This is a genomic window from Mycobacterium sp. NGS15 (assembly GCF_059813245.1).
In genome coordinates this window covers 88,099-101,945 of the sequence record NZ_JCALEF010000007.1, presented here as the reverse complement: position 1 = coordinate 101,945, position 13,847 = coordinate 88,099, and the positions used below count along the sequence as shown (strand labels likewise).

The following is a 13,847-nucleotide window of genomic DNA, read 5'->3' as shown; positions in this document are numbered from 1 at the left end:
TCGCGACACGGGAGGAACGATGAGCGGTCCACAGGGAACGGAACCCGGCGGGCAGTGGGCGCCGCAACCTGGGCAAGGCCAAGAGCCCTGGCAGACACCGCAATCCTCAGATCCGGCGCAACAGGGCGAGCAGGGCTGGCAGCAGCCGGCCTACGGTCAGGGACAGCAGTATCCGCAGTACCAGCAGCCGGGTTTCCCGGCTGGTGGATTTGGGGATCCGAGTCAGTTCGGCCAGCCCGGTCAGCAGGGATTCGGCGAGCCGAGTCAGTTCGGACAGCCCGGCGCCTACGGTCAGCCGGGGCAGTACGGACAGCAGCCCGGCTACCCGGGCCAGTACGGGCAGCAGCAGGGACAGCCGTTCCCGCAGTTCGGTGCCGGTAAGCCGCAGCGTTCCACCAAGACCATCGCGATCATCGGCGGCATCGTCGCGGCCGCGGTGATCCTGATCGTGGTGCTGGTTACTGCCTTCCTGGCTCCCGGTTGGGCCATGACCACGACCCTGGACGTCAACAAGGCCCAGGAGGGCGTGACTAAGGTTCTCACCGACGAGACCAACGGATACGGCGCCAAGAACGTCAAGGACGTCAAGTGCAATGACGGCCAGAACCCTGAGGTGAAGAAGGGCGCCACCTTCAACTGCGATGTCAGCATTGACGGCACCAAGCGCCAGGTCACCGTGACCTTCCAGAATGACAAGGGCACCTACGAGGTAGGCCGCCCCAAGTAAATCGGTTCCCGCGAAAACGCCGAGTGGGCAGATCCGCCCACTCGGCGTTTTTGTGTTTTAGGGGAGTCCGTCGAGCGCTTTCTGCAGGCGCTTGATCGCCGACCCGATGCCCAATTCGGCGGCCAGTTCGGCGACCCGCCGTGGATCGTGGGCGGTCAGGGGCAGGGCGTCGCTGTCCCGATCGATCGTCACCGGAGCATCCACCGCGACTCGCACCACAGCTTCGGCCGCCGCGGTGTAGGCGGACGCCGCCAGCAGCTTGGCGCGTACCGCCTTGGGCAGCGCCGATTTTGGATCGGCGGTCGCCGCGAGGATCCCGGCCAGTGACCCGTATTCAGCGAGAAGTTTGGCTGCGGTCTTCTCACCCACGCCGGCGACCCCGGGCAGGCCGTCGGACGGGTCGCCGCGCAGCAGGGCCAGCTCCGCGTACGCCGCACCGGCACGCGCGGCAGGCACTCCGTACTGCTCGGACACCTCGGCCGGGCCGAACAATGTGGCCTTGGCGAATCCGCGTCCCATGTAGAAGACGCGCACCGGTACCGGGGCATCGCTGACCACCTGTAGCAAGTCGCGGTCACCGCTGACCACGATCACGGGGTCGCGGCGTTCGGTCGCCGCGAGGGTGCCCAGCACGTCGTCGGCCTCGAATCCCGGCGCGCCGGCCGAGGCGATACCGAACGCATCCAGCATGTCGGCGATCATGTCGACCTGGGGTGTCAGCTCGTCCGGCACTTCTTCGACGTCAACGTCTGTCGCGATCTCCTCCACGACGCGATGCGCCTTGTACGACGGGATGGCCGCCACCCGCCAGGCCGGACGCCAGTCCAGGTCCAGGCACACCACCAGCCGATGGGGCCGGTGGAGGGTGACGAGCTGCGACACCGTGTCGAGGAACCCGCGGACGGCGTTGACGGGTCTGCCGTCGGGGGACTTGATGGAATCGGGGACTCCGAAGTACGAACGGAACCACAGGCTGGCACCGTCGAGGAGCAGGACGGGTCGCTCATGCGGTGAGGCGCTGGCGCCAAGAGCATCAGATGGGTCTTCAGACACGGCACCCAACCTATGCCAGATAGCCTGGACCGTATGGCAGCCCAGCGTTTCGAATCCGATGTGTACGCCACTCGCCTGCAGCGAGCCGCACAGGAGGCCACCGCCGCGGGGGTAGCGGGTCTGGTTATCACACCCGGATACGACCTGAGGTACCTGACAGGGTCGCGCGCGCAGACCTTTGAGCGGCTCACCGCGCTGGTGGTGCCCGCCTCGGGAACGCCCACCGTGGTCGCTCCCCGGATGGAACTTGCGGCCCTGCAGGATTCGGCGATCGGCGACCTCGACATCCCGATCAGCGACTGGGTCGACGGGGAGAATCCCTACGCGCTGGTGCATGCGGCAGTGGGTTCGACGGGCAGTGCTCTGTCAGGAACCGTGGCAGTCACCGAGTCGATGCCCGCACTGCACCTGCTGCCGCTCACCGAACTGATCGGGTCGGTGCCGGTGCTGGCCACCGGGGTGCTGCGCCGACTGCGCATGGTCAAGGACGCCTCCGAGATCGACGCGCTGCGCAAGGCCGGTAGCGCTATCGACCGGGTGCACGCGCTGGTGCCCGAGCTCCTGGTGCCGGGGCGCACAGAGGCGCAGGTGGCCGCCGATATCGCTGAAGCGATTGTGGCCGAGGGGCATTCGGAGGTTGCGTTCATCATCGTGGGCTCCGGCCCGCACGGGGCCGACCCGCACCACGAGTCCTCCGACCGTGAGCTGCAGGCCGGGGACATCGTCGTGGTGGATATCGGTGGCAGCTACGAGCCGGGCTACAACTCCGATAGCACTCGCACCTACAGCATTGGTGCCCCTGACCCGGATGTGGCTCAACGGATTTCGATTCTTGAGCAGGCGCAGCAGGCTGCGGTTCGGGCTGCCCGCCCCGGCGTAAGCGCCCAGTCCGTGGATGCCGCTGCGCGTCAGGTTCTCGTCGAGGCGGGGATGGGCGAGGCATTTGTGCATCGGACCGGACACGGCATCGGGTTATCGGTACACGAAGAGCCGTACATCGTCGAGGGCAACGACCTGATTCTGGAGCCGGGCATGGCTTTCAGTATCGAGCCGGGTATCTACTTTCCGGGACTGTGGGGCGCACGGATCGAGGACATCGTCATCGTCACCGAAAACGGTTGTGAGTCGGTGAACTCACGGCCACACGGCCTCACGGTGGTACCGCTCGGCCGCTAATCAGCCGGGGTGTCGCCGCGGTTCAGCAGATCCGAGGAGCCCAGCACCCGCTCGATTTTGACCTCGATGACTACCCGCTGCGGGTTGACGCGTGGGGTGCGGTAGCGCTGCGCGTAACGCAGCTCGGCATCGCGCACGGCTTCCTTGTCGGTGACGACGGTGGCCGCACCCTCCAGGGAGAGCCAACGGGCACCGTCGACCTGACTCAGCACCGCGAGGCCACCGCGCTCGGCGTTGACAGCCTTCTGCGACCCGCCCGTGGTGATGACCCGCGCGATGTGGGTGGCGGGGTCAAAGGTGAAACCGACAGCCACCACATGCGGGCTGTTGTCCTGCCGCAGCGTGGTCAGCATCGCGAGATGGCGCTCGGAGAGGAAAGCCAGCGCATCGTCGGTAAGTCGAGTCGTAGGGGTGTTCGGCATCAACTCTCACGCTAGCGCAGGACATAATCGCTGACGTGACCGACACGGTGCGACACTCCGGCCAGCTTGGGGAATATCCGCTTGCGGGACGACCGTCGACGGTGGTGATTTTCGGTGGCCGCAGCGAAATCGGGCTCGAGGTTGCCACTCGCCTCGCGCCCGGAAACACCGTGGTCCTGGGGGCGCGCCGGGCCGATGACCTGCACGACGAGGAACGGCGCGTCCGTGCGGCCGGTGCCGTTGCCGTCGACCGCGTCGAGTTTGATGCCGACCGGCTTGATACCCACGAGTCGGTGTTGGCCGCGATCATCGAGCGACATGGGGCCATTGACGTGGCGGTCCTCGCGTTCGGGCTGCTCGGCGATCAGGCCCGGGCAGAAACAGATCCCGCCCATGCGGCGGCGATCGTGCACATCGATTACGTGGCACAGGTCGCGTTGTTGACTCAGCTGGCCGTTCGCATGCGCGGCGCCGGCCGCGGCGCGTTGGTGGTGTTCTCGTCGATCGCCGGATGGCGAGTGCGGCGTGCGAATTACGTATACGGGTCCGCCAAGGCGGGCCTGGACGGTTTCGCGAGTGGGCTGGCCGACGCCCTGCACGGTTCCGGTGTGCATCTGTTGATCGCGCGCCCCGGCTTCGTGATCGGCCGGATGGCGGCGGGCATGTCACCGGCGCCGTTGGCGAGTACACCGCCCCAGGTGGCGGAGGCGACCGTGCGGGCATTGCGGCGCGGGAAGCGCACCGTGTGGATTCCGCGAGCACTGGGAACGCTGGCATTCATCATGCGGTGGGTACCGTCGTCTGTATGGCGCAGGATGCCGCGATGAGTTCCCGGCCTCGGACGAGGAGGGTCGAGCAGAGATGATTACCGTGGTCGGGATAGGCGCGGACGGAGTCGACGGGCTTTCGGCGCGTTCTCGCCATGAATTGCAGCGTGCATCAGTCATTTTCGGCTCACTGCGCCAGCTGGAACTTCTCGCGGAAGAATCCCTGGCTGCCGAATGTCGAGTATGGCCTTCTCCGCTGCTGCCCGCGTTGCCCACCATGTTCGACGGTCTCGGCGATGTCCACGTCCTTGCCAGCGGTGATCCCATGTTGCACGGCGTCGGCACCACCCTGACCCGGCTGTTCGGCGCCGAGCGGGTGCGGGTGTTTCCGCACGTATCCAGTGTGTCGTTGGCTTGTGCCCGAATGGGTTGGGCGGTGAACGATGTCGAGGTCATCAGCCTGGTGAACGCACCGGCCGACTCGGCCCGCAGATACGGTGGGCGTGCCGTGGTGCTGAGCCGCAATGCCAACACCCCGGGCGAGCTAGCGCGAACCCTGACCGACTCCGAGCTCGGTGCTTCACAACTGACGGTCTGGGAACAACTGGGCGGTGCCGCCGAGCGTTCCTTCGCCGGGGTTGCCTGTGAGTGGAGTCATTCATCCGGTGATGCATTGAATGTCATTGCCGTCGAATATGTTCCGGCAGCGGATGTCACAGTCCTGCCGCTGGTCGCGGGGCTGCCCGAGAGTGTGTTCGAACATGATGGACAGATCACCAAGCGCGAGATCCGGGCAGTCACTTTGGCGTCGCTGGCGCCGCGGCCGGGCCAGCGGCTGTGGGACGTGGGCGCGGCATCGGGCAGCATCGCGATCGAATGGTCGCGTAGTGGCACCGGCTGTAGCGCCTCGGCCTTTGAGATCCAGCCGTCGCGACGGGCTGCCATCGCGGCCAACGCGACGAAATTCGGCGTCGATATCGAGGTTTTCGGCTCGGCACCAAAGGATTTCGAGCAGGCCACCGCTCCGGATGCGATCTTCGTCGGTGGCGGCGTTACCGGGCCAGGATTGCTTGAACACTGCTGGGAGCGGCTACCGCGTGGAGGCCGGATTGTCGTCAATGCGGTGACCGCGGAATCGGAAGCGCTTTTATTGCGATGGTATTCCGGCCACGGGGGAGAGCTGCGCCGGTACCGCGTCGAGGATGCCGCCCCCCTCGGGGGCTTCACCAGCTGGAGATCCCGGCTGCCTGTCACTCAATGGAGCGCGGAAAAGCCATGACGGTCTACTTCATCGGTGCCGGGCCGGGTGCCGCCGACCTCATCACCGTACGCGGGCAGCGCATTCTGCAGCGGTGCCCGGTCTGCCTGTACGCGGGATCGATCATGCCGCGTGACCTTTTGGACGTGTGCCCGCCGGACGCCCGGATCATCGACACCGGGCCCCTCACCTTGGACGCCATCATCGAGGAGATAACCGGCGCCGACGCACAGGGATTGGATGTCGCTCGACTGCACTCGGGTGACCCCTCGCTGTACAGCGCGGTCGCCGAACAGTGCCGTCGGCTGGACGCGCTCGGCATCGGCCATGAGATCGTGCCGGGTGTTCCGGCCTTCGCCGCTGCCGCGGCGGCATTGGGCACCGAGCTCACCGTCCCCGGCGTTGCGCAGACTGTGACGATCACCCGGGTCTCGACGTTGTCCACCGCGATGCCGGCGGGCGAAGATCTGCGCACTCTTGCCGCGCCGGGGGCGACGCTGGCATTGCACCTGGCGGCGGCTCAAATCGATACCGTCGTAGCCGATCTCGTCGCCGGGGGGTATCCGCCGGAGACGCCGGTTGCTGTCGTCGCGTACGCCAGCTGGCCATCAGAGATCATCCTTCGCGGCACCCTTGCGGACATCGCCGGGCAGATGGCGGAAGCGGGCGTCGCCAAGACGGCGGTCATCTTCGTGGGGAAGGCGCTTGCGGCAGAGGGTTTTACCGACAGTTATCTGTACTCGGCGGGACGGCATAGAGGGGCTTCGCACTGATGGAAGCACTAAGGAGGGTCTTGATCCTCGGAGGTTCGGCAGAGGCACGCGAGTTGGCCGAACGGCTCGCCCCCCGGTTCGACGTCATCACCTCGCTCGCGGGGCGGGTGCGCAACCCGGCGGTACCGGCGGGCCGGCTGCGCATCGGAGGTTTCGGTGGCGAGGTGGGGCTACGGAAATGGTTGTTGGACAACAATATTGATGCGGTGGTCGATGCCACCCACCCGTTCGCCGCGACAATCACCGAGAACGCCGCAGCGGCTTGCGGGCGGCTGGCCATCCCACATCTCGTCCTGCGCCGCCCGCCCTGGCCGGCAGGAGATGCGACCGTGGTGTCCTCCGCGGCCGAGGCCAAGGATGCGGTGGTGGCGCAGGGTTTTTCGCGGGTGTTCCTCACCTCGGGGCGCTCAAGCATCGGGGCGTTCCTGTTTTCGGACGCCTGGTTTCTGATCCGCGTGGTAGAGCCGGTGCCCGCCGATGAGCTACCCGAGCGGCACCATGTGTTGTTGTCCCGGGGGCCATACTCGCTCGACGAGGAGACCGAGCTCATGCGCCAGTATGAGATCGAGGTTCTGGTCACCAAGAACAGTGGGGGAACGATGACCTCCGCGAAGTTGGAAGCCGCTGCGGCGCTGGGCATTCCCGTCGTGATGATCGAAAGGCCCGCTTTGCCGGATAACGTTTACACGGTGACGACCGTGGACGCGGCGCAGCAATGGGTTACGGAGCGGGATACCGCCGAGGTGTGAAGACCTGAGGCCCGGAATCGGTGTCCTGCCACTGAGTCTGTGAGGACCCGATGATCAGCAGGGTGCGCATGTCGACCGTTGACGGGTCCAGCTCGCCCAGTGTCGTCACTCGCACGGATTCTCCTGCGCCGCCGACATCGCGTCCCAGTACGACAGGCGTCGCGGGGTCGCGGTGTTCCAGCAGCACATCGCGCATGGATGCCACCTGCCATGTCCGCGACTTCGAGGCCGGGTTGTACACGGCGAGCACGAGATCTGCCGCCGCCGCGGCACGTAGCCGGGATTCGATGATCTCCCAGGGTTTGAGACGATCGGACAGCGAGATCACCGCATAGTCATGCCCCAGGGGTGCTCCCACCCGGCTCGCGACCGCCTGTGCCGCGGTCATCGCCGGAAGTACTCGGACCGTGACATCGGGCCACGCGCGGGCCTCTTCCATCACCGCCGCAGCCATCGCGAACACACCGGGGTCTCCGGAGGACACGACCGCGACCCGACGGCCGCTCGCCGCGAGTTTGAAGGCCAGTTCGGCGCGTGCGGGTTCGTCGCGGTTGTCGCTGGCGTGACGGACCTGGCCGTCTCGGGCGGGGATGCGATCCAGGTACGGGCCGTAGCCGATGAGGTCGGTGGCGCGCGCCAGTTCCTGACGCACCTCGGTAGTCGTCCAATCGTGGTGGCCCGGGCCCAGACCGACGACCGTCACCATCCCGTCGAGTCGGGCGTCAACGATGGGTTGCGCCCCGGGAACCAGGACCAGCGAGAAGTACGGCACCGAGGACGGATCGACATCGGCAGCGGGAAGCACCCGTTGCGCCGCGGTGCTGGCCCGCTCCACGTAGTAGGCACGGTCCAGCATGCCGGAGGTGTCCAATGCCTGCCGGACGGTGCCGTACGAGCGGCCCAGCTTCATGATGACCGCGGCGCCTCGATATTTGAGATCCGCAAGCCTGCTTGCGATCTCCTCGGCAGGCAAGGTGCCGGGGATGACGGTGAGAATCTCGTCGCCCTCGACGAGGGGCGTCCCGGTGGCCGCGGAAGCGGCGCTGACCGATGTCACGCCGGGGATGATGACCGCATCGAACCTATCGGTCAGACGGCGGTGCATGTGCATGTACGAGCTGTAGAACAGTGGATCGCCCTCGGCGAGCAATGCCACGTTGCGGCCGGAATCCAAGTGGGCGGCAATCCGATTCGCGGACTCTTCGTAGAAATCGTCGATTGCGCCGCGATATCCGCCCGGGTGCTCCGTCGTCTCGGTGGTGACCGGGTAGACGAGATGCTCCTCGATCTGGCCGGGCCGTAGATACGGCTGCGCGATCGACCGGGCGATGCTGCGACCATGCCGCGCACTATGAAACGCCACCACATCGGCGTCGCCGATGACCCGGGCCGCCTTGACGGTCACCAGCTCGGGATCGCCGGGGCCCAGACCCACACCCCACAGCGTTCCCCGGACATGCTCATGCTGTGTCATTCTGTGGAGCTCGCGATCGCGTTCACTGCGGCGGCGGCCATCGCGCTGCCGCCCCGTCGTCCCCGCACCAAGAGATAGTCCATGCCACGCGGACGGTCGATCAGCTCCCGTTTGGACTGTGCCGAGCCGACGAAACCAACCGGGCCGCCGAGGACCGACACCGGGGGAGCAACCCCTTCGTCAATGAGTTCGAGGATGCGGAACAGCGCAGTGGGGGCATTCCCTATCGCGGCGACCGCCCCGGGCAGCCGATCGGCCCAAAGATCAACGGCGGCAGCTGACCTTGTGGTCCCGGTGCGCTGGGCCAGATCTGCGGCGCGCGGATCAGCCACCAGGGACACCACCTCGTTGTCGGCGGGCAGGCGCAAGCGGGTGATCCCGGCCGCGACCATCGACGAATCACACAGAATGGGGGCACCTGCGTCCAGGGCGGCCCGGGTGCGCGTCACCACATCGGGGCTGAAGGCGATCTCGCCGGGCAGATCGACCTGACCGCAGGTGTGAATGAGCCGGACCACCACGCGCGCGACGTCATCGGGGAATGCCGACAAATCGGCCTCGGCCCTGATGGTCGCGAACGATTGCCGGTAGATTTCGGCTCCGTCTCGCACGTAGTCCAGCACGCGATAACCCTACGGGTGCCGCTCTAGCGGTCGATAACCCAGCTCCGTCGCTACCAGCACCTGACCCTTGGTGGGAGAGCCGCAGGCCCGTGGACAGCCAACCCAGTGCCGATGCACCGGGGAATGGACACCGCTGGCGATCTCTTCGGCCACTTCGAGCCGTACATCGGCGTGCACATCGGCCCGCGAACGCCCGCATCCCGGTAGTCCGGTGCACGAACTGGCATTGAGCCAAGGGGAGCGCTCGTCGAATACCAGGCCCAGGGGTGCCAGCACCCGCAGCACCACGTCAGCGTCTTCATGGGGCAGATCGCACAGCAGCACAGATCGCCATGGGGTGATCACGACAGGTTTCTCGGCCGCCGCCAACAGTGCGGCAACCTTCGCCGGAAGCTGACCCAACGGAACCGCGGCGCCCAGCGTCACCAAGGCGTTGGAAGAGTCACCCGAGCAACGCTGCTCGATCCATCCCACGGGCGCACGCACCGCGGCCGCTGATTCGGATGGGCCTTCGACCAGCGTCGCGTCGATTGCCTCGGCAAGGGTCTCGGCGGCATCCGGCAGTTCCGCGACGCGCCACGCATTTCCGCGAATGTGCACGAAGGTCTGCGCGACCGCGAGCACGCGTGCCACGGCGGCATCGGGGTCGTCAACGCACATCGACGTGGCGCGGCCGCCGAGAATCAGTCGCCACCCAGCCGGGTCGTGCCGCAGTCCGATATCGGCACCCATGGCCGCCATATCGCCGCGCCCGTCGTCGAGACTGAACAAAAAGCGGCCCGGCAGGTCGGCGAGAACGGAAGAAGAGATCAGCCCATGGTCCAGCGCGAGAACCAGCGGACGCACATCCGGGAAGCCGCCGGACCGCCCCGACAGCGGTGAGGCCACGATGTTGCGCACCCGTTCATGGCTCGGCGACGGCAGCAGCCCGGCCTCCGATAAGAGGGTGCCCGCCGCGTCCGCGTCGCGGATCGATCGAAGCTGAACGTTGCCCCGGGAGGTCAGTTCCAACACCGGCGCGCCGTAGTCGCCGGCGGCCCGCGCCAACGCGGCCAACTGCGCGGACGTGACCATTCCGCCGGGCAGCCGGATGCGCGCCAGCGCTCCGTCGGCGGCCTCGTGTAGACGCAGCGCACCGGGGCACGCGTCGTCGGGGCTGGAGCGGGTCACCTACTCACCGTAGGACTACGGTACGAATGTCCTGTGAGCAATGCCCCGATCCTGATCCTGTCGACATCCGACACCGACCTGCTGAGTGCGCGTGCCAGTGGTGCGAACTATCGATGGGCCAACCCTTCTCGTATCCACGTCGACGACCTGCCGGACCTGCTCGACGGGATGGGTGCGGTGGTTGTTCGGCTTCTCGGTGGCCGTCGCGGTTGGGAGGAGGGCATCGACGCCGTCATCGCCTCCGGTGTGCCGGCCGTCGTGGTCTCCGGTGAACAGGCCCCCGATGCCGAGCTCATGGAATGCTCGACCGTCCCGGGCGGCGTCGCCCTGCAGGTCCACCACTACCTGGCCGAGGGCGGGACGGCGAATCTGCGGCAGCTGCACGCGTTTTTGTCCGACACCGTCCTGATGACGGGGATCGGCTTCGAACCACCGGTGACAAACCCGGCCTGGGGGGTGCTACAGCGCGCTGCCCGGAATGCCGACGGTCCGACCATCGCGGTGCTGTACTACCGCGCCCAACAGCTGGCCGGAAACACCGCGTACATCGAGGCTCTCTGCACCGCCATTGAAGACCTTGGAGGACGGGCACTTCCGGTGTACTGCGCGTCGCTGCGTACCGCGCCGGCGGAGCTTCTGGAGACACTGGCGGCCGCCGACGCGATGGTGGTCACCGTCCTGGCCGCCGGTGGTGCGACCCCGGCAGCCGTGGGAGCCGGAGGAGCCGACGACGAGTGGAATGTCGGCCACCTTGCGGCCCTGGATATCCCGATCCTGCAGGGGCTGTGCCTGACCAGCCCCCGCGATGATTGGGACGCCAACGACGACGGTATGAGTCCGTTGGACGTCGCCACCCAGGTCGCGGTTCCCGAATTCGACGGTCGCATTATCACCGTGCCCTTCTCGTTCAAGGAGATCGACAGCGACGGCCTCATCACCTACGTGCCCGACCCGGAGCGCTGCGCGCGGGTGGCGGGTATCGCGTTGCGGCATGGAAAACTTCGGTCCATCCCCGCCGGTGAGCGTCGGATAGCGCTGGTGTTCTCTGCGTATCCCACCAAGCACGCCAGGATCGGCAACGCGGTGGGGCTGGACACTCCGGCGAGTGCGGTGGCACTGCTGACCGCCATGCGTGCGGCGGGCTATGACGTGGGCGCCGACGGTGACATTCCCGGACTGCCCGCCACCGGTCGTCCCGCCACGGACGGCGACGGGGACACACTGATTCACGCGCTCATCGAGCGAGGTGGCCAAGATCCGGACTGGTTGACCGCGGAACAGCTGGCGGGCAATCCCATTCGTGTACCGGCGCGACAGTACCGGGAATGGTTCTCCCGATTGGCGCCTGGGCTCGCCGAACAGGTGGTCAAGCACTGGGGCCCGCCGCCGGGCGAACTGTTCGTCGACACCAGCGTCAACCCCGATGGCGATATCGTGATTGCTGCGCTACAGGCAGGCAATATCCTGCTCCTGGTGCAGCCGCCCCGTGGATTCGGGGAGAATCCGGTAGCTATCTACCACGATCCCGACCTGCCACCCAGTCACCATTACCTCGCCGCGTACCGCTGGCTGTCGGCCGCGCGCGAGGAGGGCGGGTTCGGTGCCGATGCTTTGGTGCACCTGGGCAAGCACGGCAATCTGGAGTGGTTGCCCGGGAAAACCGTTGGGCTGTCAGCAGATTGCGCTACCGACGCCGCGATCGGTGATCTGCCGCTGATCTATCCCTTCTTGGTCAACGATCCGGGCGAGGGCACTCAGGCCAAACGGCGCGCACACGCGACCCTGGTCGACCACCTCATCCCGCCCATGGCGCGTGCCGAAACCTATGGGGATATAGCGCGTTTGGAGCAACTGCTCGATGAGCACGCGAACATCTCGGCGCTGGATCCGGCCAAACTACCGGCCATCCGCCAGCAGATCTGGACGCTGATGCGCGCGGCAAAGATGGACCACGATCTGGGGCTTCAGGATCGCCCTGACGAGGATGTCTTCGACGACATGTTGCTGCATGTCGACGGATGGCTGTGTGAGATCAAAGATGTGCAGATCCGCGATGGCCTGCACATTCTGGGCAGCGCGCCCGTCGGGGGAGCTCAGGTTGATCTGGTGCTATCGATCCTGCGCGCCCGCCAGATGTGGGCTGGTGAGCAATCGGTACCCGGATTGCGTCAGGCGCTCGGGCTGGCTGAGGACGGCACCGATGACCGTGTGCGCGTGGATGAGATTGACCAGCAGGCACATTCGATGCTGACTGCGTTGCAGGGCACGGGCTGGGACCCCGATGCGGTGGGCGATCTCAGCGATGACCCTCAGGTCGCGCAGATCCTGCGGTTCGCGGCGACCGAGGTGGTGCCCAGGCTGGACGGCACCAACGGTGAGATCGACGCGGTCCTGCGCGCCCTGGACGGCCGGTTCATCGAGGCCGGACCCTCTGGCTCGCCGCTGCGCGGGCTCGTCAATGTGCTGCCGACCGGCCGCAACTTCTACTCGGTGGACCCCAAGGCGGTTCCGTCGAAGCTGGCCTGGGAGACCGGGCGGGCCATGGCGGACTCGCTGTTGGAGCGATATCGCACCGACTACGGAGATTGGCCGCGGTCTGTCGGTCTTTCTATCTGGGGAACCTCCGCGATGCGGACCTCCGGTGACGATATCGCCGAAGTCCTTGCGCTCCTGGGTGTTCGGCCGGTATGGGACGAGGCCTCCCGGCGCGTGGTGAGCCTGGAGGTGATCTCCTTGGCAGAGCTCGGGCGCCCACGGATCGATGTCACGGTGCGCATCTCCGGCTTCTTCCGCGACGCCTTCCCTCACGTGGTGACCATGTTTGATGACGCGGTCGCGCTGGTGGCGGGTCTCGACGAATCCGCTGAGCAAAACTATCTGCGGGCGCACGCCGAAGCGGATCGCGCCGAGCATGGGGATTGGCGACGCGCCACCATGCGCATCTTCGGCTCCAAGCCCGGTACCTACGGCGCGGGGCTGCTTCAGCTGATCGACAGTCAAAACTGGCGCAACGACTCGGATTTGGAGCAGGTCTACACCGCGTGGGGCGGATTCGCCTATGGCCGTGGACTCGACGGTGCCGCCGCCAGTGAGGATATGCGTCACCAGTATCGCCGGATCGCGGTTGCCGCCAAGAACACCGACACCCGCGAGCACGATATTGCCGATTCGGATGACTACTTCCAGTACCACGGCGGCATGGTCGCCGCGGTGCGGGCGCTCACCGGTAAGGCTCCGGCGGCGTACATCGGTGACAACACTCGGCCGGACGCAGTGCGTACCCGCACCTTATCCGAAGAGACCACAAGGGTTTTCCGTGCTCGCGTGGTCAACCCGCGGTGGCTGGAGGCGATGCGCCGCCACGGCTACAAGGGTGCCTTCGAAATGGCTGCCACCGTCGACTACCTGTTCGGGTACGACGCCACGGCGAACGTGATGGCCGACTGGATGTACGAGCAGCTCACCGACAGTTATGTACTCGATGAGCAGAACCGCAAGTTCATGCAGCAGTCCAATCCGTGGGCCCTTCATGGCATCGCCGAGAGATTGCTGGAGGCGGCCAGCCGGGGCCTGTGGGAGAAGCCCGATCAGCAAGTTTTGGATGATTTGCGGTCGGTATTCCTGGAGACCGAGGGCGAGCTGGAGTCGTAGCATC

General features: G+C 66.5%; 12 protein-coding genes. 7 read left to right on the top strand and 5 right to left on the bottom strand.

From position 1 onward, the window contains the following. Positions 1-19: 19 nt before the first annotated feature. Entirely contained in the window at positions 20-727 is a 708-nt protein-coding gene (locus AC5Y5C_RS21370; protein WP_499976281.1) for a DUF4333 domain-containing protein, read from the top strand. A gap of 57 nt (positions 728-784) precedes the next feature. On the opposite strand, the gene AC5Y5C_RS21365 is transcribed toward AC5Y5C_RS21370, so the two are convergent. Beyond that, the gene (locus AC5Y5C_RS21365; RefSeq protein ID WP_499976747.1) at positions 785-1,720 is read right to left on the bottom strand and encodes a 5'-3' exonuclease; all 936 of its coding nucleotides are present in this window, start codon (positions 1,718-1,720) and stop codon (positions 785-787) included. Positions 1,721-1,813: 93 nt separating this feature from the next. Between AC5Y5C_RS21365 and AC5Y5C_RS21360 the strand changes: the two genes are divergently transcribed. Beyond that, positions 1,814-2,956 (top strand): M24 family metallopeptidase, encoded by a 1,143-nt coding sequence (locus tag AC5Y5C_RS21360; RefSeq protein ID WP_499976279.1) that lies wholly within the window; start codon positions 1,814-1,816, stop codon positions 2,954-2,956. Here AC5Y5C_RS21360 and AC5Y5C_RS21355 read toward each other — a convergent pair. Continuing rightward, positions 2,953-3,378, bottom strand: coding sequence for a F420-dependent biliverdin reductase (locus tag AC5Y5C_RS21355; protein WP_499976278.1), 426 nt, complete (start codon positions 3,376-3,378; stop codon positions 2,953-2,955). The two genes, AC5Y5C_RS21360 and AC5Y5C_RS21355, sit on opposite strands and share 4 nt — an antisense overlap. A 101-nt stretch (positions 3,379-3,479) precedes the next feature. Here AC5Y5C_RS21355 and dprE2 point away from each other — a divergent pair, with 101 nt between their 5' ends. The 4 genes from dprE2 to AC5Y5C_RS21335 are packed head-to-tail and all read left to right on the top strand — an operon-like array spanning position 3,480 to position 6,925. Then, positions 3,480-4,205 carry a decaprenylphospho-beta-D-erythro-pentofuranosid-2-ulose 2-reductase gene (gene dprE2 / locus AC5Y5C_RS21350; protein WP_499976746.1) on the top strand — a complete coding sequence of 242 codons (726 nt, stop codon included), beginning with the start codon at positions 3,480-3,482 and terminating at the stop codon, positions 4,203-4,205. Between the two features lie 34 nt (positions 4,206-4,239). After that, positions 4,240-5,424 (top strand): precorrin-6y C5,15-methyltransferase (decarboxylating) subunit CbiE, encoded by a 1,185-nt coding sequence (gene cbiE, locus AC5Y5C_RS21345; protein WP_499976276.1) that lies wholly within the window; start codon positions 4,240-4,242, stop codon positions 5,422-5,424. Further along, complete coding sequence (gene cobM / locus AC5Y5C_RS21340; RefSeq protein ID WP_499976275.1) at positions 5,421-6,176, top strand: precorrin-4 C(11)-methyltransferase; 756 nt, start codon at positions 5,421-5,423, stop codon at positions 6,174-6,176. The genes cbiE and cobM overlap by 4 nt, the downstream gene beginning before the upstream one ends. A gap of 20 nt (positions 6,177-6,196) precedes the next feature. Continuing rightward, positions 6,197-6,925: a cobalt-precorrin-6A reductase gene (locus tag AC5Y5C_RS21335; RefSeq protein ID WP_499976273.1), complete on the top strand. Its 729-nt coding sequence runs from the start codon at positions 6,197-6,199 to the stop codon at positions 6,923-6,925. On the opposite strand, the gene AC5Y5C_RS21330 is transcribed toward AC5Y5C_RS21335, so the two are convergent. From AC5Y5C_RS21330 to cobG, 3 genes are read right to left on the bottom strand one after another with little or no spacing between them, the layout of a single operon-like run. Continuing rightward, on the bottom strand, positions 6,897-8,399 hold the full coding sequence (locus AC5Y5C_RS21330) for a precorrin-2 C(20)-methyltransferase (RefSeq protein WP_499976271.1): 1,503 nt from the start codon (positions 8,397-8,399) through the stop codon (positions 6,897-6,899). The two genes, AC5Y5C_RS21335 and AC5Y5C_RS21330, sit on opposite strands and share 29 nt — an antisense overlap. After that, on the bottom strand, positions 8,396-9,022 hold the full coding sequence (locus tag AC5Y5C_RS21325) for a precorrin-8X methylmutase (protein ID WP_499976269.1): 627 nt from the start codon (positions 9,020-9,022) through the stop codon (positions 8,396-8,398). The genes AC5Y5C_RS21330 and AC5Y5C_RS21325 overlap by 4 nt, the downstream gene beginning before the upstream one ends. 9 nt (positions 9,023-9,031) lie before the next feature. Further along, positions 9,032-10,192, bottom strand: a complete 1,161-nt coding sequence (cobG, locus tag AC5Y5C_RS21320) for a precorrin-3B synthase (protein ID WP_499976267.1) — start codon at positions 10,190-10,192, stop codon at positions 9,032-9,034. Positions 10,193-10,225: 33 nt separating this feature from the next. On the opposite strand from cobG, the gene cobN reads away from it, so the two are divergent. Further along, the gene (gene cobN / locus AC5Y5C_RS21315) at positions 10,226-13,843 is read left to right on the top strand and encodes a cobaltochelatase subunit CobN (protein ID WP_499976265.1); all 3,618 of its coding nucleotides are present in this window, start codon (positions 10,226-10,228) and stop codon (positions 13,841-13,843) included. Positions 13,844-13,847: the final 4 nt, after the last annotated feature.